The organism is Ferrimonas futtsuensis DSM 18154, from assembly GCF_000422645.1.
In the GTDB taxonomy this organism is placed as follows: Bacteria; Pseudomonadota; Gammaproteobacteria; order Enterobacterales; family Shewanellaceae; genus Ferrimonas; species Ferrimonas futtsuensis.
Genome location: NZ_AUGL01000010.1, coordinates 1 through 21,031 on the forward strand (window position 1 = coordinate 1; position 21,031 = coordinate 21,031).

21 protein-coding genes are annotated in these 21,031 nt (G+C 58.7%); 15 read left to right on the forward strand and 6 right to left on the reverse strand.

The genetic code is table 11. The features are described 5' to 3' along the window. The first annotated feature begins 347 nt into the window (after positions 1 to 347). The 5 genes from G505_RS0108300 to G505_RS0108320 all read left to right on the forward strand — a co-directional run bounded on the left by G505_RS0108300 (position 348) and on the right by G505_RS0108320 (position 4,869). On the forward strand, positions 348 to 881 hold the full coding sequence (locus tag G505_RS0108300) for an outer membrane beta-barrel protein (protein WP_028109142.1): 534 nt from the start codon (positions 348 to 350) through the stop codon (positions 879 to 881). A 103-nt stretch (positions 882 to 984) separates the two neighbouring features. Further along, the gene (locus G505_RS0108305; RefSeq protein WP_028109143.1) at positions 985 to 1,614 is read left to right on the forward strand and encodes a glutathione S-transferase family protein; all 630 of its coding nucleotides are present in this window, start codon (positions 985 to 987) and stop codon (positions 1,612 to 1,614) included. 281 nt (positions 1,615 to 1,895) lie between these two features. Continuing rightward, a complete protein-coding gene (locus G505_RS21000) occupies positions 1,896 to 3,836 on the forward strand; it encodes a DEAD/DEAH box helicase (protein ID WP_035385222.1) in 1,941 nt (646 codons plus the stop codon). A 77-nt stretch (positions 3,837 to 3,913) separates the two neighbouring features. Then, positions 3,914 to 4,435 (forward strand): phosphatase PAP2 family protein, encoded by a 522-nt coding sequence (locus G505_RS21005; RefSeq protein ID WP_051215999.1) that lies wholly within the window; start codon positions 3,914 to 3,916, stop codon positions 4,433 to 4,435. Between the two features lie 8 nt (positions 4,436 to 4,443). Further along, the gene (locus tag G505_RS0108320; protein WP_028109144.1) at positions 4,444 to 4,869 is read left to right on the forward strand and encodes an HIT domain-containing protein; all 426 of its coding nucleotides are present in this window, start codon (positions 4,444 to 4,446) and stop codon (positions 4,867 to 4,869) included. A 5-nt stretch (positions 4,870 to 4,874) separates the two neighbouring features. Here G505_RS0108320 and G505_RS0108325 read toward each other — a convergent pair whose 3' ends face one another. Beyond that, positions 4,875 to 5,420: a YaeQ family protein gene (locus tag G505_RS0108325; RefSeq protein ID WP_028109145.1), complete on the reverse strand. Its 546-nt coding sequence runs from the start codon at positions 5,418 to 5,420 to the stop codon at positions 4,875 to 4,877. A gap of 214 nt (positions 5,421 to 5,634) precedes the next feature. On the opposite strand from G505_RS0108325, the gene fkpA reads away from it, so the two are divergent. From fkpA to G505_RS0108355, 6 genes are all read left to right on the forward strand, one after another. After that, the gene (gene fkpA, locus G505_RS0108330; RefSeq protein WP_028109146.1) at positions 5,635 to 6,399 is read left to right on the forward strand and encodes an FKBP-type peptidyl-prolyl cis-trans isomerase; all 765 of its coding nucleotides are present in this window, start codon (positions 5,635 to 5,637) and stop codon (positions 6,397 to 6,399) included. Positions 6,400 to 6,467: 68 nt separating this feature from the next. Further along, positions 6,468 to 7,160, forward strand: coding sequence for an MOSC domain-containing protein (locus G505_RS21010; protein WP_051216000.1), 693 nt, complete (start codon positions 6,468 to 6,470; stop codon positions 7,158 to 7,160). 375 nt (positions 7,161 to 7,535) lie between these two features. Beyond that, positions 7,536 to 8,540: a BMP family lipoprotein gene (locus G505_RS0108340; RefSeq protein ID WP_035385237.1), complete on the forward strand. Its 1,005-nt coding sequence runs from the start codon at positions 7,536 to 7,538 to the stop codon at positions 8,538 to 8,540. A gap of 86 nt (positions 8,541 to 8,626) precedes the next feature. Further along, positions 8,627 to 10,204, forward strand: coding sequence for an ABC transporter ATP-binding protein (locus G505_RS0108345; RefSeq protein ID WP_035385223.1), 1,578 nt, complete (start codon positions 8,627 to 8,629; stop codon positions 10,202 to 10,204). Continuing rightward, positions 10,201 to 11,319 (forward strand): ABC transporter permease, encoded by a 1,119-nt coding sequence (locus G505_RS0108350; protein WP_028109149.1) that lies wholly within the window; start codon positions 10,201 to 10,203, stop codon positions 11,317 to 11,319. Before G505_RS0108345 ends, G505_RS0108350 begins: the two co-directional genes overlap by 4 nt. Positions 11,320 to 11,322: 3 nt before the next feature. After that, positions 11,323 to 12,288 carry an ABC transporter permease gene (locus G505_RS0108355; RefSeq protein ID WP_028109150.1) on the forward strand — a complete coding sequence of 322 codons (966 nt, stop codon included), beginning with the start codon at positions 11,323 to 11,325 and terminating at the stop codon, positions 12,286 to 12,288. A gap of 73 nt (positions 12,289 to 12,361) precedes the next feature. Here G505_RS0108355 and G505_RS0108360 read toward each other — a convergent pair whose 3' ends face one another. Continuing rightward, positions 12,362 to 13,540, reverse strand: coding sequence for a multidrug effflux MFS transporter (locus G505_RS0108360; RefSeq protein ID WP_035385224.1), 1,179 nt, complete (start codon positions 13,538 to 13,540; stop codon positions 12,362 to 12,364). 97 nt (positions 13,541 to 13,637) lie between these two features. Here G505_RS0108360 and G505_RS0108365 point away from each other — a divergent pair, with 97 nt between their 5' ends. Beyond that, complete coding sequence (locus G505_RS0108365) at positions 13,638 to 14,588, forward strand: LysR family transcriptional regulator (protein ID WP_028109152.1); 951 nt, start codon at positions 13,638 to 13,640, stop codon at positions 14,586 to 14,588. Here the strand turns inward: G505_RS0108365 and G505_RS0108370 are convergent. Then, positions 14,567 to 14,890: a hypothetical protein gene (locus G505_RS0108370; RefSeq protein WP_028109153.1), complete on the reverse strand. Its 324-nt coding sequence runs from the start codon at positions 14,888 to 14,890 to the stop codon at positions 14,567 to 14,569. The two genes, G505_RS0108365 and G505_RS0108370, sit on opposite strands and share 22 nt — an antisense overlap. Positions 14,891 to 15,247: 357 nt before the next feature. Between G505_RS0108370 and G505_RS21015 the strand changes: the two genes are divergently transcribed. Beyond that, on the forward strand, positions 15,248 to 16,183 hold the full coding sequence (locus G505_RS21015; protein WP_035385225.1) for an adenosylmethionine decarboxylase: 936 nt from the start codon (positions 15,248 to 15,250) through the stop codon (positions 16,181 to 16,183). Here the strand turns inward: G505_RS21015 and G505_RS22410 are convergent. From G505_RS22410 to G505_RS0108390, 3 genes are all read right to left on the reverse strand, one after another. Next, positions 16,180 to 17,718, reverse strand: a complete 1,539-nt coding sequence (locus G505_RS22410; protein ID WP_051216001.1) for a sensor domain-containing diguanylate cyclase — start codon at positions 17,716 to 17,718, stop codon at positions 16,180 to 16,182. The two genes, G505_RS21015 and G505_RS22410, sit on opposite strands and share 4 nt — an antisense overlap. A gap of 113 nt (positions 17,719 to 17,831) precedes the next feature. Further along, on the reverse strand, positions 17,832 to 18,578 hold the full coding sequence (locus tag G505_RS0108385) for a ferredoxin reductase domain-containing protein (RefSeq protein WP_028109154.1): 747 nt from the start codon (positions 18,576 to 18,578) through the stop codon (positions 17,832 to 17,834). 101 nt (positions 18,579 to 18,679) lie between these two features. Then, on the reverse strand, positions 18,680 to 19,009 hold the full coding sequence (locus G505_RS0108390; RefSeq protein ID WP_169628204.1) for a hypothetical protein: 330 nt from the start codon (positions 19,007 to 19,009) through the stop codon (positions 18,680 to 18,682). A 174-nt stretch (positions 19,010 to 19,183) separates the two neighbouring features. Here G505_RS0108390 and G505_RS0108395 point away from each other — a divergent pair, with 174 nt between their 5' ends. Both G505_RS0108395 and G505_RS0108400 read left to right on the forward strand, forming a co-directional pair. Next, positions 19,184 to 19,588 carry a (deoxy)nucleoside triphosphate pyrophosphohydrolase gene (locus G505_RS0108395; RefSeq protein ID WP_028109156.1) on the forward strand — a complete coding sequence of 135 codons (405 nt, stop codon included), beginning with the start codon at positions 19,184 to 19,186 and terminating at the stop codon, positions 19,586 to 19,588. A 513-nt stretch (positions 19,589 to 20,101) separates the two neighbouring features. Next, positions 20,102 to 21,004, forward strand: coding sequence for a 1,4-dihydroxy-2-naphthoyl-CoA synthase (locus tag G505_RS0108400; RefSeq protein ID WP_028109157.1), 903 nt, complete (start codon positions 20,102 to 20,104; stop codon positions 21,002 to 21,004). The last annotated feature ends 27 nt before the right edge of the window (positions 21,005 to 21,031 follow it).

The window sequence follows — 21,031 nt, forward strand, 5'->3', positions numbered from 1 at the left end:
GTTCACTCCGTGCATCCAGGCACTCCGCCCTTCGGGCCATCGCAAGCGATGTTACTCCGGTCGTTCCTCCCTCCGTTGCCGGGTCGAGGCACCATATTAGAGAGAAGCGCTCGACCGGGCGTCCCCACCGCAACATTGACGCTTTTTTCGTTTAGCGGCTGTACCAATTCCCAAGCGCAAGACTTCAACTGGCCAACATCGCTGCGAAACCCTCCCTCTCTTCGGCCCAAATGTCGGAAAAAACCCGCATTTTGCAGCGAACTTGTATTTATCAGCTTCTTTACTAGGCTCAAACAGCACCCGCACAGTACGGGAGCACTCAAATAGAGCAACAAAAGGAATTGATGATGAACAAATCACTAAGTGCACTGACACTGGGCCTGCTGTTGGCCTTTGCTACCACCTCTGCCCAAGCCAAAGACGAAGGCTTCTATATGGGCGCATCTCTGGGCTCGGCCAGTATCGAACAGGATGGCGCGGATCCGGATCTGGGCGACTTCGATTTCGATGAGAACGACTTTGCCTGGAAAATCTTCGGCGGCTACCAGTTCAGCGGTCTTCTGGCCGTCGAAGGTGGCTATGTGGATCTGGGCTCCCCTTCAGACTCTGGCACCAAGGTCGACCCCTATGGGCTGGATATCTTTGCCGTTGCCGGCATTCCCCTGGGCCCGGTCAGGGTCTTCGGTAAGATAGGCGGCATCTACTGGGACTCTGACATCGACATCGGTGACAGCAGTAGCAGCGATGACGGCTTCGATGCTGCCGGTGGCGTTGGGCTGGAGTTCGAGCTGGGCAGCTTTGCCCTTCGTGGCGAAGTAGAGTACCTGGATGTGCTCGATGGCACCTGGATGTATACCCTGGGCGCTACCATCACCTTCTAAAGCTTGCCAGGCCGCCGCTGGCGGCCTGATTCCCCCCGTCATTGCCAATCCGCCCCATAGCCACTAGCTTAAAAGGCAGTCACCCCAAGGATATGGAGCATCTATGATCACCCTCTATGGTTTCCCCCGCACCCGCTCACTGAGAATCTCCTGGCTATTGGAGGAGCTGGGACTGGAGTGGCACTACTCCCTGGTCAACTTCAACAAAGGGGAACACCGCAGCGCCGATTTTCTGGCCGTAAACCCCGCAGGCAAGGTACCCGCACTGACCGATGGCGAACTGACCCTGTTGGAGTCTGGTGCCATCTGTCTGCACCTGGCGGAGAAATATGGTAATCATTGGCTACCCCAGCCTGGCACAGACGACGGCGCACGACATCATCAGCTGCTGCTCTTTACCCTATGCGAGCTGGAACAACCCCTTTGGACCATAGGCAAACACAAATTTGCTCTGCCTGAGGAGTTACGGGTTCCTCAGGTCATTGAGACCGCAACCTGGGAATTTGCCCGGGCCGTCTCCCTGATCGAGCCCTGGGTACCGGAACAGGGCTACCTGTTGGGGGAAAACCCCACCGTGGCCGACATTCTGCTGGCCCACACCCTTAACTGGGCTCACAGTTTTAAGATGCCCTTACCGGAAAAGCTCGAAAGCTACCGCTCAAGGCTGTCTTTGCGCCCCGCCCTGGGCCGGGCACTGAAGCGCGAAACAGAGGCCCTCTCAGACGAGTCGTGACCCGCTCCTGGTAACAAAGGCTGAATTCCGAAGGGATTTCAGCCTCTTTGGCTAGATTTATGGCTAGGCTCAATTTTCTTTGGCGTTTTTTTCATCAAAACACTTGCTTTTAGCTCTACAAAGAGTAATATGCGCGCCCTCGGGATCTATCTCCCTTATTGGGAGGCTATTAGCGCCATACAACGTCTGCCGGCCAGGGCGGCTCTAAATGGGTTGTTGTTTGGGCTAATGCCTCGTTGCTCCGCTTCGCAGCCAAGCTGCGACAACCTGACTGGATATACATGTCTGATACCACTATTGATTTTGCTGGCTTAAATCTGCCGGCTCCTCTGCTTGCGGCCGTTACTGACCTGGGCTTTACCGCCCCCACGCCGATTCAGGCCCAAGCCATCCCTTACATGATTGAGGGCAACGACATTCTGGGTGAAGCCCAAACCGGTACCGGTAAAACCGCTGCCTTTGGTCTGCCCGGGCTGGCCCGTATAGATCCCAGCCAGCGCCACATTCAGATGCTGGTGCTCGCCCCGACCCGTGAACTGGCAATTCAGGTTGCCAAATCCCTGGAAGAGTTCGCTGTAAACCTGCGCGGCCTGCGCGTAACCACCCTGTACGGTGGCCAGCCCTACGGCCCTCAGCTGCGTGATCTGGAGCGTGGCTGCCAGGTAGTCGTGGCCACTCCCGGCCGCCTGATGGACCACATTCGCCGTGGCAGCATCGATCTGGAGAAGGTCAGCTGCTGCGTGCTGGACGAAGCCGATGAGATGCTCAACATGGGCTTCCTCGAAGATATCGAATGGATCCTCGAGCACCTGGACTCCGAGACTCAGATGGCGCTGTTCTCCGCCACCATGCCTCAGCAGATCCGTCGCATCGCCCAGCGCTTCCTGAAAGATCCTAAACACGTCAAGATCGCTGCAGATGTAAACGCGAAGGCCAACATTACCCAGAAAGCCTGGAAGGTTACCGGCGTTTCCAAGCAGACCGCCCTAGAGCGTCTGGCAGAGACCCTGCCCTACGACGCCATGATCGTGTTTGTGCGCACCCGTGGTGACACCGTCGATCTGGCCGCCCACCTGAATGGTCTGGGTTTCAAGGCCTCCGCCCTCAACGGTGACATGAGCCAGCAGCAGCGTGAACACACCGTTGCTCAGCTGCATAAGGGTCGCATCTCCATCCTGATCGCCACCGACGTTGTCGCCCGTGGCCTGGATGTGCCCCGCATCACCCACGTAGTGAACTACGACCTGCCCATGGACTCCGAGTCCTACGTGCACCGTATTGGCCGTACCGGCCGTGCCGGTCGTGAAGGTGAAGCGATCCTGTTTGCCCGCCCACGCGAAATGCGCCTGCTGCGCAACTACGAGCGTCAGACCAAGGGCACCATCATCCCTATGGATCTGCCGACCGCTGAAGAGCTGGGCCGTCACCGGGTTGGCCGTCTGCAGGAGGAGCTGACCACCTGCATCGACGAGCGTGACCTGGAAGAGCTGAAGAGCATGCTGACCGAAATGGCCGAGAAGACCGAGAAGGACATTCTCAGCCTGGCCGCCGCCCTGCTGTTCGAACGCCAACGTAAGAAGCCTCTGAAGCCTAAGCCGGATCCAGAGCCGCGTTTCGAGCGTCGCGAGCGTTCCGAGCGCCGTGACCGCGACGGCGATGATCGTCGTCCACGTCGCGAGAACATCAATTTCGACACCTATCGCCTGGCCGTTGGTCGCGAGCATGGTGCCCAGGTGAAGGACATCGTTGGCGCTCTGGCCAACGAGCTGCAGCTGGAGAGCCGTCTCATCGGTCAAATCCGCCTGTTCGATGCCCACACACTGGTGCAGCTGCCTCAGAACATGCCTCCTTACGTTCAGAACGACATGCGTAAGATCCGCATCCGCAACCGCCAGATAGACGGCCAGATCACCTCTGAGCAGATCCCGCCTCGGGATCGCGATGACAACCGCCGTCCACGCCGCGATGGCGAGTTCCGCGGTCGCCGTGATGGTGAGTTCCGTGGTCGTCGCAACGACGGTGACTCCCGTGGCCGCCGCAACGAAGGTGAATTCCGCCCTCGTCGTGAAGATGGCGAATTCCGCCCTCGCCGCAACGACGGTGAATTCCGCCCTCGTCGCAACGAAGGTGAGTTCCGTGGTCGTCGCGAGGATGGCGAGTTCCGCGGTCGCCGCAACGACGGTTATCAGGGCAAGCGCCCGCGCCGCGAATTCAACGACTAACAGGTATTGAGCGGGTCATTCCGCTTAACACCCAGGTCTGATAAGCTGCCCTCCTTCTTGGAGGGCAGCTTTTTTTTATGAAAAATCTCTTAGTATCTCTGGCATTTATCGCCAGCTTTGGGGCCAACGCCTCCTTTACTGACAACAGCAGTGACCTGCTGGAGTTTGCCCTGCCGGCGGCGGCAGCATCCATCGCCTACTTCGTCGAGGAGGATGAAGAGGGGCTCTGGCAGTTTGGTTACAGCCTGGGTGCCACCGCCCTGACCACCTACGCCCTGAAGGCAGCGGTCGACAAGGAGCGCCCCAACGGCAAGGACAACGATGCCTTCCCCAGCGGTCACGCCGCCCTCACCTTCTCCAGCGCCGGTTTCCTGCACCGCCGCTATGGTTGGCAATACGCCCTGCCGGCCTACCTTCTGGCTGGTTACACCGGCTATGCCCGGGTCCAGACCGACAACCACGAAGTGGTGGACGTACTCGCCGGTGCCGCCATCGGCATGGCGTTCAACCACTTTATTGTGTCGCCGCACCCGGATCTGGCCATCGCTCCCTACTATGATGGTGAGACTGCCGGCCTGGTCGGCCAATTCAAGTTTTAGGAGAGACTATGTTTGAGCTACACGAAAGGCTGGAGCAAGACTCCATGTTGATTGGCCACCTGAACCTGTGTCAGGTAAGGCTCTCCAAGGACGGTCGTTATCCCTGGCTTATCCTGATCCCTGAACGCAATGACATTAAGGAGATCCACCACCTGAGTGACGCCGAGCAGCAGCAACTGATGCGCGAATCCTGTCAGGTCGCCGAAATCATGGAGGAGGTGCTGAGCCCGGATAAGGTGAATGTGGCGTCACTGGGGAACATGGTGCCTCAACTGCACCTGCACCACGTGGCCAGGTTTGCCAGCGATGACGCCTGGCCTGGCCCCATCTGGGGCGCCCACCCGGCGCTGCTGGAGTCTGAGCATGAGCTGGAGCAGAAGAGCCATCAGTGGCAGCAGTGGCTCTCCCGAATCGAAGGCTTTGTGGTCGCCTGATCCCCTTAACCGGCGCGCTGACGGCACTCAGGCTCGACTGAGACGGAGCCGGTTTCGGTGGAGAGCATGCACTGGCCATCCATGATATTGGCCTGCAGGCGGATGTTTCTGTCCGCCAGATCCGCCAGGCCATTGAACGCCTCATCGGACAGGCTCCAGATGGTCAGGTTGTCATGGCGGGCCAGATTACCCTGGTTCTGCTGCCACCACACCTGAGCAGAACGCTCACCATAGTTGAACAGCACCACCTGCCTGGCACGGGCACAGGCTTTTTTCAGGCGCTTCTCATCCGGCTGTCCCAGCTCAATCCAAAGCTCGATCTCTCCGGCATCGTTTTTCAGCCACAGCTCCGGCTCGTCATCAGCACACAAGCCCTTGGTAAACTCCAGCTTCTCCCCGGCATACATGCACCAGGCCAGCAGCCGCACCATCAGCCTGCCGTCGGTTTCCGAAGGGTGGCGGGCCAGAGTCAGACTTTCACTCAGATATTGGTGGCGATCCATATCCGCCAACTCGACGTGGGCACGGAACACCGTCGCTTTCAGGGCCATCAGTTCTCAATTCCAGAAGTAAACAAAGTAACCGATGGAGTGTACCAGCATTTGATTGCTGGCCGTCACCTTCTGGCCAAAATTCAAAGCGGCAAAGACAAATTTCGGGAACCCTGGGTCCAATCACCGGTCATACCCCCTGTTTATACGAATAACCCTTGCATAATGGGCGGTTAGCCCTAATAGTAGTTGGGATGTTTTTAGGGAGAATCCAATGCGCACTCTATTTAAGATCGGCCTGGTAGCCGCAGCCGTCGCTCTGGCCGGTTGTCAGGATAAAGCCGCCGATACTCAGGCAGAACAGGTTAAGCTGGACACCGAAGATCAGAAGATCGCCTACGCCATCGGCGCCTCTTTCGCCGGTAACCTGGCCAGCAGCCTGGACCAGCTGAACGAGCTGGAGATTTCCGTGGACCGTGAGCTGGTTCTCCAGGGTATCAAGGCAGGCCTGGCTGGCAACAACCAGCTGAGCGAAGAGGAGATGGGCCAGCTGCTGCAGGCATTTGACACCAAGATCGCCGAAGCCGCCCAGGCCAAGGAAGCCGCCGAAACTGCAGCCGTGAAGGCTGAAGGCGAAGCCTTCCTGGCAGAAAACGCCAAGAAAGAGGGCGTGAACGTCACCGAGTCCGGCCTGCAGTATAAAGTCATCACCGAGGGCGAAGGCGCCAAACCTGCCGCCACCGATACCGTTGAAGTGCACTACCGCGGCACCCTGATCGACGGCACCGAATTCGACTCCTCCTACAAGCGTGGCGAGTCCATCAGCTTCCCGCTGAACGGCGTGATCAAGGGCTGGACCGAAGGCCTGCAGCTGATGAACGTGGGTTCCAAGTACGAACTGTACATCCCCTCCGATCTGGCCTACGGTGAACGTGGCGCCGGCCAGTCCATCCCTGGCAATGCAGCCCTGGTGTTCGAGGTGGAACTGCTGGGCATCCCCTCCCAGGAGAAACAGGAGATGGGCGTCGAGGAGCAGTAAGCTTCGACCCATCGAAGAAAAGGCGCCCGTTGGCGCCTTTTTTGTATCACTCGCGTTCAGGAGGAAAGATGATCCTGCTTACCGGCACCAGCCGCCCCTTCGGTGATGGCCACAGCGCCATCCATAAACAACCCGTCAACGGAGCGCTGTTCTGCTCTGTTCTGGGACTGCCCGGTGACGACGTGGCCGACCCCAGGTTTCATGGCGGCGCCGATCGTGCCCTGCATTACTACCCGGAGGAGCACTACCAGTTCTGGGCCCATTATTGGCAGAGCCTGGGGCTGGCCGCCGCACCAACCCCTTTCGAGGCTGGCGCCTTCGGTGAAAACCTCTGTGGCCAGGGTTGGACCGAACACACCGTCTGTGTCGGCGATCGCTTCCGCCTGGGGGGAACCCTGCTGGAGGTGAGCGAACCTCGTTGCCCCTGTCACAAGCTCAACACCCGCTTTGACTACGGCCACATGGCCCTGCAGGTTCAGCTGACCCATCGTTGTGGCTGGTTCTTCAGGGTTATCGAGGAGGGCGAAATTGACTCAGGGGACACCCTGGAGCGGGTCGAGAGGGACCCCAGGGGGCTGACCCTGGCACGGTGCAACACAATCCTTTATGGCCAGCCCTTCCACCGGGAGGATCTCACCCTGCTGGCAGAGCACCCCAGGCTGACCGCCGTGTGGAAGAACCATGCCAGGCGGTGGATCGAAACCGGCATCGGCGGGGACTGGCACAAACGCCTGTTTAGTCATCCCGCCACCTCTCAATAACACAGGACAGACCACCGTGCTGAATACCCATTCACATAGACTCGGCAGTGACTCCTTGGAGTAAAACTTCGTTTTAAACACCCAAAATTGTCGTTAACCCAACTGGCAAAACCCGGTATCTTTCCGCCCTAACTTATGCTTTTTTCGTAATATTACCACGAACGATGTTTTTTCCGTCAGTCACTTTCAGAGCAAAATAAACGTAAAATCGGCGATTATTTAACCCGGGATCAAAAATAACGTGATTCAGGTCACACAAGCCAAGGGAAGTCATATTCGCCGCTTGATGGAGGAGCAGTGTCGGTATATGGCTGTGACATCAACTTTTCTGGATAAAAGTTGCTTAAAGAAAATTACTACAATCGCGAGGATAAGATGATGAAAGCAATCGCCTCTACTGCGGCCGCAGTAACTCTGGCTCTGACATCCTTCGTCGCCGGCGCAGCAGACTTCAAACCTGCCGTGGCCTATGACGTAACCGGTAAGTACGACAAGTCCTTCAACCAGGCAGTTTTTGAAAATGGTGTAACCCAGTTCAACAACGACAAAGGTATGAAGATCCGTGAGTTTGAACCTGCCAACGATGCTCAGCGTGAGCAGGGTCTGGAGCGTCTGGCTAAGCGCGGCTTCAACCCCATCGTAGTTGTAGGCTTCATGTACGGCACCGCCCTGGAAAAAGTGGCCAAGAAGTACCCCGACAGCCAATTCGTCATCATCGACTCCGTTGTAGATCTGCCAAACGTTAAGTCCATCGTGTTCAAAGAGCACGAAGGTTCCTTCCTGGTAGGTGCTCTGGCAGCCATGAAGTCCGAGTCCAAGAAGCTGGGCTTCGTTGGCGGCATGGACATCCCTCTGATCCGTAAGTTCGCCTGTGGCTACGAGCAGGGTGCCAAGTTCGTCAACAAAGACGCCGAAGTATTCCAGAACATGACCGGTTCCACCGTTGCTGCCTGGAACGATCCAGCCCGTGGTTCCGAGCTGGCCAAGTCCCAGTTCACCAAAGGCGCTGACGTCGTATTCGCCGCCGCCGGCGGTACCGGTGTGGGTGTTTACCAAGCCGCTAAGGACGAAGGCAAGTTCGCCATCGGCGTAGACTCCAACCAGAACTACCTGCACCCAGGCATCATGCTGACCTCCATGGTTAAGCGTGTTGGTCTGGCAACCTACGAGATGTTTGCCGACGCTCAGAACGGCAAGTGGGACGCTGGCATCAACGCCCTGGGTCTGAAAGAGAACGGCGTAGGCTGGGCTCTGGACGACTACAACCGCTCCCTGGTTTCTCCTGAGATGGAGAAGCAGCTGAACGACATCGCCGCCAAGATCAAGTCTGGCGACATCGTGGTTCACGATTACATGAGCGACAACACCTGTAAGTACTAAGCTTACCGCTCCAAACCCGGAGAGGTCCGCCTCTCCGGGCTTTCCCCTCCCAGCATCTCATGCCAGATAGCAAAGAGAACTCTGCTATGTCAGATCGAACTGAAAAACCGTTCGCCCTGGAACTAAAAGGCATCGACAAACGTTTCGGCGCAGTACACGCCAACAACAATATCGACCTTCAGGTCCCCGCAGGGACCATCCATGGCATCATCGGCGAGAACGGCGCCGGTAAGTCCACCCTGATGAACATCATCTACGGCTTCTACGAGGCCGACAAAGGTGAAATCCTGGTGGACGGAAACAAGTGCAGCATCAAGACCTCCCGGGCCGCCATCGAGGCAGGCATCGGCATGGTGCACCAGCACTTCATGCTTGTAGACAATTTCACCGTACTTGAGAACGTAGTCCTGGGCGCTGAGGAAGGCGCAATGCTGGCAGGGAGCCTGACCAAAGCCCGTAAAGAGCTGACTCGTCTCGCCAAGGAGTACCAGCTGGACGTGCCTCTGGACGCCCTGGTCGAAGAGCTGCCTGTCGGTCTGCAGCAGCGGGTTGAGATCCTCAAGGCGCTCTACCGAGGTGCCCGAATCCTGATCCTGGATGAGCCCACCGGTGTGCTCACCCCCCAGGAAACCGATCACCTGTTCCGCATCCTCGATGCCCTGCGCGATCAGGGGGTCACCATCCTGCTGATCACCCACAAGCTGCGGGAGATCCTCGCGGCCACCGACAACGTATCGGTAATGCGCCAGGGCGCCATGGTCTCCCACGTGGTCACCAAAGAGACCAACAAAGAGGAGCTGGCGGAACTGATGGTGGGTCGCAAGGTGCGTCTTAAGGTGGACAAAGAAGCCTCCAAGCCCAAGCAGACCCTGCTCAAAACCGAAGATCTGCGCGTGGTGGACAGCCGCGGCGTAGAGCTGCTCAAGAGCGTCAATATCGAACTCAAGGCCGGCGAGGTCGTGGGTATCGCTGGTGTATCCGGCAACGGCCAGTCCGAACTGATGGAGGTGTTAAGCGGCTTACTCACCCCCACCAGTGGCATGGTGGTTATCGGCGACACCACCATCTCTGCAGACACCCCCAGCGATCCGGCCTCGGTACGGGAGATGGGGGTGGCGCACGTACCCGAAGATCGTTTGGCCATGGGTCTGGTCAAGCCCTTCGCCGCCAAAGAGTCCGCCCTTCTGGGCTACCACGAGCAAGAGAAGTACAACGGCAAGGTTCTTACCAAGACAGGGGTCATCGAGTCTGAGTGTAAGCGCCTGATGGATGAGTGGGATGTGCGGCCGCGCAACCCCAATCTGCGCAGTTCTCTGTTCTCCGGTGGTAACCAGCAGAAGCTGATCATCGCCCGTGAGGTGGACCAGAACCCTGATGTACTGCTGGTGGGTCAGCCTACCCGTGGTGTGGACATCGGTGCCATCGAATTCATTCACAAGCGCCTTATCGAGCTGCGCGACGAAGGCAAGGGCGTGCTGCTTGTCTCCGTTGAGCTGGATGAGATCCTCTCCCTGTCCGACCGCATCATCGTGATGTTTGACGGCCAGGTGGTGGGTGAAGTCCAGGCTGACAAGGCCAATGAACGAATTCTGGGCATGATGATGGCCAACGTTATTCCAGATGAATTGAAACAGGCCAATTCGGCCGAAGGAGATGCAGCGTGAGCGACTCCAAAATGCCGGCGTGGGCCAATGTAGGCCTGCTGCCGTTGTTGAACGTCACCCTGGCGTTCGCCGTATCCGCCCTGGTTTTCATGTTTATTGGCATCGATCCTGTCGAAGCCGCCGAGGTGATGTTGTACGGTGCACTGGGCTACGAAGAGGGTATTGGTTACACCCTGTTCTACGCCACCAACTTTATCTTCACCGGCCTGTGTGTGGCCCTGGCGTTCTCCGCCGGGCTGTTCAACATCGGTGGTGAGGGTCAGGCCTACATCGGTGGCCTGGGCGTGGGTCTGGCCTGTCTGGCCCTGGACTCAGCCCTGCCCTTCTGGGCCCTGCTGCCCATCACCATGGTCGCCGGCATGGTGTTCGGTGCCCTGTGGGCACTGATCCCTGGCTACCTACAGGCCTATCGCGGTTCTCACATCGTGATCACCACCATCATGTTCAACTTCATCGCCTCCTCGCTGATGGTGTACCTGATGGTGAACGTGCTGAAACTGGACGGCCAGATGGCACCGGTTTCCCGGGTGTTTGAACAGAGTGCCCAGTTGCCCTTCATGCATGAGATCATGGGCTGGTTTGGCATCACCATCGAAGAGTCTCCGCTGAACCTGGCGTTCATCATCGCCCTGCTGACCGGCTTCTTCCTGTGGGTCCTGCTGTGGCACACCCGCTGGGGCTTCGCCATCCGCGCCATGGGCAGCAACCCCACCGCCGCCCGCTACGGCGGCATTGATCCCAAGAAGCTGACCGTTATCGTCATGCTGATCTCCGGTGCCATGGCTGGCCTGGTGGGCATCAACGAGGTGCAGGGTTACTCCGGTCAGATCAAACTGGACTTCGTGGCCGGTTACGGCTTTACCGGTATCGCCGTAGCGCTGATGGGTCGTGGTCACCCGGTCGGCATCATCCTGGCGTCCATTCTGTTCGGCCTGCTGTTCCAGGGGGGCGCCGAGCTGGCGTTCGAATACCCTGAGCTGGACCGTAACATCGTGGTGGTGGTTCAGGCCCTGGTGATCCTCTTCTGTGGTGCTCTTGAGTACATGCTCAAGCCCTACATGGAGAAGTTCTTCGCCGCTGTATCATCCAGCAAGCAGCAGACTGCGGAGGCCTAAGCTATGTACGAGAATATTATCCTGATCCTCGACGCCACCCTGCGGGTATCCACCCCTCTGCTGCTGGCCGCCATGGCTGGCATGTTCTCCGAGCGCTCCGGCGTGGTGAACATCGCCCTGGAGGGTAAGATGCTGTCCGCGGCCTTCGCCGCGGCCGCCACCGCCACGGCCACCGGCAGCGTCTGGCTGGGCCTGCTGGCTGCCATCCTGGTGGGCATCTGCATGGCGCTGATCCACGCCTTCGCCTCTGTGACCCACAATGGTGACCAGGTGGTGTCCGGTGTGGCCATCAACATCCTGGCTGCAGGCCTGACCATCACCCTGGGCCGCTACTGGTTCGGCCTGGGTGGTCAGACGCCAACCCTGACCGATGAGCAGCGTTTCAACCCCATCACCTTCCCGTTTGCGGACGCCCTGGCAGACGTTCCCCTGATTGGCGGGCTCTACTCGACCCTGCTGTCCGGGCACAACCTGCTGGTGTATGGCGCCTTTGCGCTGGTGCCCGTGTGCTGGTGGATCCTGTATCGCACCCGCTTCGGCCTGCGCCTGCGTGCTGTGGGTGAAAACCCTCACGCGGTGGACACCGCCGGTATCTCCGTGGCCTGGCTGCGCTACCGGGCGCTGATCATCGCCGGCATCCTCTGCGGCATCGCCGGTGCCTACCTGTCCACCGGTCAGAACGCCGGCTTCGTACCCAACATGAGTGCGGGTAAGGGTTTTATCGCCCTGGCGGCGCTGATCTTCGGTAAGTGGCGCCCGCTGACCGTGATGCTGGGCTGCCTGCTGTTCGGCTTCCTGGATGCCGTTGCCATCCGTCTGCAGGGCGTGTCCCTGCCCGGCGTGGGTGAAGTACCGGTTCAGGCTATCGAGGTGCTGCCCTACATTCTGACTGTGCTGCTGCTGGCAGGTTTCATCGGCCGCTCCGTGGCACCCAAGTCTGTGGGTGTGCCCTATGTGAAGTCCCGCTAAGGACCCAGCAGAAAAACAAAACGGCGCCTTATGGCGCCGTTTTTTTATGGTCTCTCTCGGGCCTGCAAACTCATCAGGCCGCTTCCACCTGAGGTTCCAACGGCTGGCGACGACCGCGCAGCAACACCCAGATCAGGGGCAGAGCCATCATCAGTGACAACTGCTCCACCGCACTAAGCCCACTGGCACCAAACAGGCCAACGACAATGGCGGCGCCGGTCATCTGGAACAGTCCCAGCAACGCCGAAGCGGTACCGGCCCGGTCGCCGAAGGGGGCCAGGGCACTGCCGGCGCAGATGGCAATCAGGAAGGAGAAGGCCACAGACGCGACAAACACCGGTCCCATAAAGGCGATGGGGGTCATCAGGCCGCGCAGAGCAAACTCCGCCATCCCCGCCAGAGCCATCAGCACCACGCCAAACCACAGGGCGCGCTTCTGTCCCATCCAGGCCACCGCCTTGGGCGCCGCAAAGGCCGCCACGATGTTGATCAGCGCGTTGAACCCGAACCAGATGGCGTAGCTACGGGCATCAAGGCCCAACTCCACCATCAGCCTGCTAGGCGACTGGGCCACATAGCCAATGATCATCGCCATCCCCAGCAGGGCCAGTACCGCGTAGAAGCGAAACGCCTCCACCTCAAGCACACTGGCGTAGCGGCTCCAGGAGAGCAGCCTGCCTTCGCTGCGGGTACTCGCTGGCCGGGTCTCAGGCAACATCAGCCAGAGTACTGCACTGACCAGGACACCATAGCCGGCCATAAACCAGAAGTTGGCGGTCCAGCCCCACCAGTGGGTCAAGAGGCCACCCAACAGGGGGGCTGCCGCCGGGACGATACAGATGACGCCGTTGAGATAGCTGAACATTGGCTTGGAACGCTCGGCTCCAAAGAAGTCGCGCACACCGGCAAAGGCCGCCACAGACAAGGCACAGGCTGAGAAGCCCTGGCCCAGCCGGGCCGCCATCAGCAGCGCGTAATCGGACGCCAGGGCCGCCATGGAGGAGGTCAGGATGTAGAGCAGGGTTCCGGTCAGCGCTACCGGCCTGCGGCCGTAACGGTCCGCCAGGGGACCGGCCAGCAGTTGCCCTATGCCGAAGGAGAGCATGAACATGGGCAGGCTCTGTTGCACCCAGGACACAGGTACCGACAACGCCTCGGCCATCTGAGGAATGGCGGGGAGGAAGATGTCGATGGCCAGGGGTGAAAACAGCACCATCATCATGAACAGCGGCAGAGGGTTGGTTAAACGCATGACTACTCCTTAAACGTCGATGCGTCTATTGTAGGGAACGCCTGATATGAAATAAAATGACCAATAATCCTAACCCGATAGTCCAGCAAGGAATATCATGATCCGTCATACCGACCTGAACCTGCTCAGAATCCTGTTGACCCTGCTGGAGGAAAGGAGCGTATCCCGCACCGCCGAGAAACTGTTCCTGACCCAGTCGGCAGTCAGTAAGCAGCTGGCCAGGCTACGGCAGCAGTTGGGGGATCCCCTGTTTGTCCGCCACCCCAAGGGGCTCACCCCCACCCCCAGGGCACGCGCTCTGGAGCCTCAGGTAAGAACCTGGCTGGCCTTGGCCGATGAGATTCTGGAGCCCCAGGGGTTTGAGCCTGCCAACAGCCAGCGGCGCTTCCGCCTGGCCCTGACCGAGACCTGCTTCGCCACTCTGCTCACCCGTTTCCTGGGGCCGATGATGGCGGCGGCCCCAGGCCTCATGCTGGAGACCAAGAACTGGGATACCGTCGGCCTGCGTCAGCTGTGCAAAGGGGAGGTGGACTTGGCCATCTTCGCCAGGGACAACGACTCACGCTCCCCCCACCCCTTTCACATCGGCAGTCTGCCCAAGAATCTGGAATATGTAGAGCTGAGCAGGGACGACCATGTCTGCCTGGTGCATGACCAGCACCCGGTGCTGGGAAAAGAGTGGAATCTGGAACAGTACGTTGGGCTGTCCCACCTGAAGATCGAGTGTGAGGGCAGTGACTCCTGGCTGCTGGATCAGGTGCTGGCGGAAACCGGCCATCAGATCACCGCCTCCATGCGCACCTCGGACTTCTACTCAGCCGCACTGCTGTGTCAGCACAGCGACCTGGCATTCACCTGCACCCGCAGCTTTGCTAACCGGGTGTCTGAAAGCCACAATCTGGTGAAGTTGCCGCTGCCGTTAAAGATGGAGCCCCTGAGCAACCTGCTCGGCTGGCCTGCCCACCTCTCTGCGGACCCGGCCCACCGCTGGCTGCGGGATTTTATTATCGCCCAGTGCCAGCCTGATCAGGGCGCGCACTGCCCCTGATCACAGGGGTCTCCGGCTTCACCCAGAGGTTCTGAAGGCAGAACGCGCTCCACTCTCATCAGCAGGGTTCGGCTGACAATGTCCTCCTCCAGGGTGATGGCCCCCCGGCCAAAACGCTCTCCCTGGCGGTAGAGATCCAGCAGCTGCGGCCCAGTTGGTGCATAGCGGCCCTGGTAGGTCCACAGCAGCAGACACTCCTGTTCCTGGCAGTGGTTGCTGACCAATTCAAAAGTGTGATGCGGCTCCTGCGCAGAGACGGGAAACAGCACCGCCGCCCCCAGCCAGGCAATCCATTTTGTCATTGGAACCTCCCCCAAAATACCGGTTCTCCATCCTTGAGAGACAACCGCGGCGGCCCATACCAAGGGTATGATGCCGCCGTTTTTTGCCTCTATGCTGTAAGTCTAGGACAGGGTTCTGGGCCTGGTTGAGAATTTGTGTATAATCCAGCTCCGGCTTGTGAAACGGCGTAAAAATTGGGCAACCTCAAAGGGGTCCGAACGCGGCAAGCCGAATATGGGGAGGTGACTTTCGGTCCGGTTCAACCGGACGGTCACCAAACTTGTTGGGGGGAAGCAGAGCGTCATCTGCTAAACCGATAATCAGGACGGCGTGCACTCAAGTAACCTGTCCGACCTTCAACAGGAGTTAGAGCAATCATGCTTTTTTTCGAAGGGTCTGAGAAGAAGATCGAGGTGGTTCTCCAGCCGGGTCAGCCTTCACTCAGACAATTGGAACGCGAATTCTGGCAGCAGATCGTTGCCAAGGCCAATGCCACCATTCTCTCCTCTGTGCACAACGAGGAGTGCGATGCCTATCTGCTGAGTGAATCCAGCCTGTTCGTCTGGGAAGATCGTTTCCTGATGCTCACTTGCGGCACCACCACCCTGGTGGACGCCGTAGTCAGCTTCCTGGAGCGTTTCTGTACCGACAACCTGGCCATGCTCAGTTATCAGCGCAAGAACGAGTACCAGTCCCACCTGCAAAGGAGCTCCTTCGAAGAGGATGTGAAGGCGCTGCAGCAACAGGTCAAAGGGGTGGGCTACCAACTGGGCTATCTCGACGGGCATCACAACTACATCTACCACCTGGATCGTCCCTACCAGCCGAATGAGAACGATGCCACGGTAGAGCTGCTGATGTACCACATCAACGGTGCCAATGCAGAGTATCTGCGCAGTGACGAGCAAACTCTGGAGGGGATCCGTCAAAGGCTGAACTGGGAAGCACTTCTGCCCGGTTTCCAGCTGGATGACTTTCTGTTCGAGCCCTTTGGCTACTCCATGAATGCCATCCGCGGCGATCGCTACGCCACCATGCACATCACCCCGCAGGAAAACAGCTCCTACGTCAGTTTCGAAACCAACCTGGAAGGTGAAGAGGCCAGCCAGGTACTGAATGCCCTGCTGAAGACTCTGCAACCAGACAGTTACGATCTGATCAGCTTCAGTCAGGAGCTGCATCTGGATCACCAACCCGGGGTGATCTGCGTAGACCAGGCCATTCAGCCCCTGAGCTGTGGCTATACCCTGCGCTTCGCCCACTTCCTCAGGCCCACCTGCGCCGTACGCAGTGCCGACCTGTTGACTCTCTAGTTGGGCCTGTCGTTGGCGGCTGGTGACAGCCGCCACATCTTCACCTGGTTTTTGCCATGCTGTTTGGCCAGGTACAGCTGCTGATCGGCAATGCGCACCAACTGGTCAAACTCCTGAAACTGCTTGGTCAGATCCGCTCCGGGTTCAATCAGAGCTACGCCAATGCTGGCACTGATCGGGCGCTTGAGCAGGGCGGTCGACTTGTGCAGTCGCTCGATGTGGCCCCTCAAATTCTCTGCCAGTTTCGCCACCGTTTCGGGCAACACCTCCACATAGATGATGCAAAACTCCTCCCCACCGTAACGACAGGCGATATCCTCACCACGCCGGGCCACCCGCTTAATCTCTCTGGCCACGCACACCAGGCAGTCGTCCCCCGCCTGATGGCCAAACTCGTCGTTGTAGGCTTTGAAGTCGTCGATATCCAGCATCATCACCGCGGCACCATACTTGGCTCTGCACAGACGCCGCCATTCGCGAACGGCAAAGTGATCCATACCCCGCCGATTGGCCAGCCCGGTCAATGAATCGGTCTGACTGAGATCCTGCAACTGCTTACGCTGTTTCTCTACCCGACCGATCAAGCCATTGAAGGCATTGACCAGATGCTGGAACTCCCGCACGTACATGTTGACGGTAAGTTTTCGGTACTGGCGTTCACGTTCCATCTGTCGAAGCTGGGCGCTGCCAAACTCTATGGGAGTAACAAAGACCCTCCACAACAGGAAGTTGGTGGCAGGCAACAACAGCACCAACAGAACGAAAGCAATCCACTCCCGCTGCTCCACCCCATGTTTCACCTGTGCTGAGTAGGCGAGAGTGACCACCCAGGCCCCCTTGGCCAGGCTGTCCCTGACAAGCAGTTCCCGCTGATGGGCGGGCGTATCGAACTCGGTCAGGGTCATCAGCCCGGGGCGGGACAGGTCATCCAATGTGGTAGGGCGGGCTGACACCTTGATGCCCAGGGTGGCAAAGCTGGCCTCTATCTCACTGGCCCTGAGGGGCTTTAGCAACATCAGGTAGCCGAGGCTGCACCCCAGTTTCTCCATGCTGCAAACGGTAGAGGCGCTGTAGCTGTAGAGGCCCTCTTCCACCCACAGCAGACCGGAGGTGGACATCTCACGTTCCGGCAGCATGGCAGGCATCAACCTGGCGCGCTCGTAGGCAACCTCCTCCACCAGCATCGGAAAATGCTGCGGCTCCTGAGTGGTATGGGCAACGAAACTCTTCAGGGTGAGGTCAGGGCCGTACACCAGGGCGATCTCCACCCCCCTGGTCAACCTGGGAGTGGTCTCCCCTCCGGTCAGCACCCCCTTGGCCCATCGGTCGTAACCTGGTGAAGCCGCCAGCTCAGTAAGCAGCATCTGTTGTTGAGAGAAGTACTGGCGAACCGTCAGGGTTTCATGCCACTGCAAGGTTGCTACCTCTCTTTCGAGCATGGGGACGATCACCAGCATGCGAATCAGCCAGTAACTCGCCACCAACACCAGTATCAACACCATGGATAGCAGTAACGCCAGCCTTTTCAGAGTCATCTGTTTACCTCAGCCCGAGAGGTAAAGTGTGGCACGGCTTCGCCGTTTTGGCAGGAAAACGACAAAAGGACGCCGAGGCGTCCCTTAAAAATCAGTTGGCTGGACTGAACCGGCTAGACGACTTCTGCAGTCAGCGGTGTCAAAGTACGCGGAGCGTAAAAGTCCTGATCCGCCAGCAAACGGTCACGCCTGAAGCCCGCCTGCACCAAGCGAGCCATGGTGGCATCCACCATGGTGGGCGAACCGGTCAGCACCACCCGGGCACGGCTTCGTTCCAGCGGCGTCATCCAGCCCAGGCGCTGCAGTGCCACGTCGACCACATAGCCCTGGCTGTTGCTCCACCCTTCTGGCGGATTCTCCAGAGCCAGGTCCGCCATAAAGCGACGATCGTCCAGCCACTGCTCTAGTTGTGGCAGTTCGAACAGTTCATTTTCATCTCGCCCTCCCCAACACAGGTAGACAGGCTGGGCGCTGTTGCCGGCCAGTCGGTGCTCAATCACGCTGCGCGACTGGCTGATGCCACAGCCGGCACTGAGCACAATAAGAGGATCATTGTCCCACTGCTCTTCATAAACGATCTCGCCGTCCACCAGGATGGACACCTCGGAGCGACTGGTCAGGGTCTTGATCACCTGATCACAGGCTTTGCCCTCGGGGAAGTGCTGAATGTACATCTCCAGCTCGCCCCCTGGCTGAGGGTCATTGGCCATGGAGTAGGGAACGCACCAACCATTGTCCAGACAAACCTCCACATACTGCCCGGCTCGCGCAGCCATGGGGCTGTGTGGGCGCAGACGTACGTGGTAGACATCCTGATTGACCAGCTGAGCGCTGACAACGGTGGCGATGGTGGCGTGCATGGGAACCTCGACTCTTGGGTAAGCAACCGCAGTCTAAACCCAGCTGACACCCCGGAGTATCGATCACCGCAAACAGTGTGATCCAACTCCCTCGTTACTCGTCAGTTTCCAGAGAAATAGGCACCTATCTCCCCCACCAGCAGGCAGGGAGCGGCACTCAGGAAGGGGATGAGGCTGGCCAGCATCACTTTAGGCGCGGCAAGCCCACAGCGATTCTGGTGCAGGGAGTAGAACAACCCATAGAGGTAGAACGCCGGATAGAGCAGTATGGTGATGGAGGCATAGTAACTCACCAGGGCCATCGGCACCGCCGCCAATGATTGAGGCAGACTGAAATCCACCAGGCCGAGGGCCATCATCCAGAACATCATCTGAATCCCCAGGGGAAGATAGATAAGGGCAATCCACCCCTTGAGCCAGGGGCGACTCAAATCCTTCTCCTCTCTTGGCATAACACCAGCACTCCTTACTTGCTCTTCCCACGGAAGACTATTGAATCCAAGGCAAAAGTGTATCCCAGATCACATTTTTTCAGAAGGGATCAATCCCTTGCATTCCCCTCGGAAATCCGCACACTTAATCCTCGTTTTTCGGAAGGAGCCCCAATGCTGGAAGTCGCCTGCGCCCTGATCGTCCATCAGGACAAGTTGTTGTTATGCCGCCGCCACCCCGATGGCAGCCAGGGCGGGCTGTGGGAGTTTCCCGGTGGCAAGTGCGAGCCGGGAGAAACCCTGCAACAGGCCCTGGCCAGGGAACTGAAAGAGGAGTTGTGCATCGAACAACAAGTTGGTCACCACCTGGGCACCTCAGAGCACCATTACGGCAGCAAGGGGGTCAGGTTGCATGGCTACTGTTGTCACTGGTCCCCTCAACCCATCCAACTGACCGGCAGTCACGACCGCTACCTGTGGGTGGAACCCACCCAGGTGGACCTGGCCACCCTGGCACCGGCGGACCTGCCGCTGCTGCAGGCACTGATCGATGAACAGGGATCACTCCCCAAGGCCTGAGCCATTGACCCTGCTGAGCTTTAGGCCTAGGGTCTGATGATCTTTGGTGCAAGGGCTTGGCCGAGAGTGACGGTAGCCAATCAAGGCGTGCGATGGCAGGCAGGGTACCAACACAATGTGGTGGCTGTGTCGCTCAGAAGTTGCCATGAGTGATGAATCAAGGCGTGACTCTGAAGGAATGGTATTGCCCTTCTAAGGAGTCACAACACAGAGTCAGCTCTCAGGGCAACTTCCCTGCGGGTTGAGTCAAACGGACTTCATGCTGCGTTTGATTTCAACTGAGCTCGCAGATATCACTTTGTATTGGTACTGCATCTACGTCAAGATCGAACAACGCTGAGTGGCTGCCGTTAAGTCGGCCCCGAAGGGCGCAACGACATCGCCAACAGCTCACCCAGACCGAATGAAGACCAATCTATTTGGCTTCACAACAGCCAAATGTTGGCGCAAGACGACTCAGCAAAGTTCAACAGGCCCTACACTTTTGGCCAATGAAAATACAAGGAACACCCTATGAGCAACCCGGTATCTGACATCTTCGATCCCTCCCTGTGGGAGGAGGTGGAAGGGTTCGACTTCGAAGACATCACCTATCACAGAGCAAAGGACCAGGGCACGGTTCGCATCGCCTTTGACCGCGCAGACTGTCTGAACGCCTTCCGTCCCAAGACGGTGGACGAGCTGTATCTGGCGCTGGACCACGCCCGCCAGTGGTCTGATGTTGGCTGCGTGCTGCTGACCGGCAACGGTCCCTCCGCCAAGGGACAGTGGTCCTTCTCCTCCGGCGGCGACCAGCGTATCCGAGGCAAAGATGGCTACAAGTACGAAGGTGAAGAAAAGGGTAAGGCCGATGTAGCCCGCATGGGCCGCCTGCACATCCTGGAAGTCCAGCGCCTGATCCGCTTTATGCCCAAGGTAGTGATCGCGGTAGTGCCCGGCTGGGCCGTCGGTGGCGGACACAGCCTGCACGTGGTGTGCGACCTGACCCTGGCCTCCAAAGAGCACGCGGTATTCAAACAAACCGATCCGGATGTGGCCAGTTTCGACTCCGGCTACGGTTCCGCCTACCTGGCGAAGATGATCGGCCAGAAGCGTGCCCGGGAGATCTTCTTCTGTGGCTTTAACTACAGCGCCGATGAAGCCTTCCAGATGGGCATGGTCAACAAGTCCGTGCCCCACGCCGAGCTGGAAATGGAAGCCCTTCGCTGGGCCAAGGAGATCAACTCCAAGTCCCCCACCGCCATGCGCATGCTCAAGTACGGCTTCAACCTGCCGGACGACGGCCTGGTGGGCCAGCAGCTGTTTGCCGGTGAAGCCACCCGTCTGGCCTATGGCACCGAAGAGGCACAGGAGGGGCGCGACGCCTTCCTGGAGAAGCGTGACCAGGATTTCGGCAAGTTCCCCTGGCACTACTAAAAAGTGTCGATTCAAAGGGCCGTCCGG

Excerpts from the sequence above, each read along its gene's own strand:
- G505_RS0108300 (WP_028109142.1), top strand. The coding sequence starts at position 348 with ATGAACAAATCACTAAGTGCACTGACACTGGGCCTGCTGTTGGCCTTT.
- G505_RS0108305 (WP_028109143.1), top strand. The coding sequence starts at position 985 with ATGATCACCCTCTATGGTTTCCCCCGCACCCGCTCACTGAGAATCTCC.
- G505_RS21000 (WP_035385222.1), top strand. The coding sequence starts at position 1,896 with ATGTCTGATACCACTATTGATTTTGCTGGCTTAAATCTGCCGGCTCCT.
- G505_RS21005 (WP_051215999.1), top strand. The coding sequence starts at position 3,914 with ATGAAAAATCTCTTAGTATCTCTGGCATTTATCGCCAGCTTTGGGGCC.
- G505_RS0108320 (WP_028109144.1), top strand. The coding sequence starts at position 4,444 with ATGTTTGAGCTACACGAAAGGCTGGAGCAAGACTCCATGTTGATTGGC.
- G505_RS0108325 (WP_028109145.1), bottom strand. The coding sequence starts at position 5,420 with ATGGCCCTGAAAGCGACGGTGTTCCGTGCCCACGTCGAGTTGGCGGAT.
- fkpA (WP_028109146.1), top strand. The coding sequence starts at position 5,635 with ATGCGCACTCTATTTAAGATCGGCCTGGTAGCCGCAGCCGTCGCTCTG.
- G505_RS21010 (WP_051216000.1), top strand. The coding sequence starts at position 6,468 with ATGATCCTGCTTACCGGCACCAGCCGCCCCTTCGGTGATGGCCACAGC.
- G505_RS0108340 (WP_035385237.1), top strand. The coding sequence starts at position 7,536 with ATGATGAAAGCAATCGCCTCTACTGCGGCCGCAGTAACTCTGGCTCTG.
- G505_RS0108345 (WP_035385223.1), top strand. The coding sequence starts at position 8,627 with ATGTCAGATCGAACTGAAAAACCGTTCGCCCTGGAACTAAAAGGCATC.
- G505_RS0108355 (WP_028109150.1), top strand. The coding sequence starts at position 11,323 with ATGTACGAGAATATTATCCTGATCCTCGACGCCACCCTGCGGGTATCC.
- G505_RS0108360 (WP_035385224.1), bottom strand. The coding sequence starts at position 13,540 with ATGCGTTTAACCAACCCTCTGCCGCTGTTCATGATGATGGTGCTGTTT.
- G505_RS0108365 (WP_028109152.1), top strand. The coding sequence starts at position 13,638 with ATGATCCGTCATACCGACCTGAACCTGCTCAGAATCCTGTTGACCCTG.
- G505_RS0108370 (WP_028109153.1), bottom strand. The coding sequence starts at position 14,890 with ATGACAAAATGGATTGCCTGGCTGGGGGCGGCGGTGCTGTTTCCCGTC.
- G505_RS21015 (WP_035385225.1), top strand. The coding sequence starts at position 15,248 with ATGCTTTTTTTCGAAGGGTCTGAGAAGAAGATCGAGGTGGTTCTCCAG.
- G505_RS22410 (WP_051216001.1), bottom strand. The coding sequence starts at position 17,718 with ATGACTCTGAAAAGGCTGGCGTTACTGCTATCCATGGTGTTGATACTG.
- G505_RS0108385 (WP_028109154.1), bottom strand. The coding sequence starts at position 18,578 with ATGCACGCCACCATCGCCACCGTTGTCAGCGCTCAGCTGGTCAATCAG.
- G505_RS0108395 (WP_028109156.1), top strand. The coding sequence starts at position 19,184 with ATGCTGGAAGTCGCCTGCGCCCTGATCGTCCATCAGGACAAGTTGTTG.
- G505_RS0108400 (WP_028109157.1), top strand. The coding sequence starts at position 20,102 with ATGAGCAACCCGGTATCTGACATCTTCGATCCCTCCCTGTGGGAGGAG.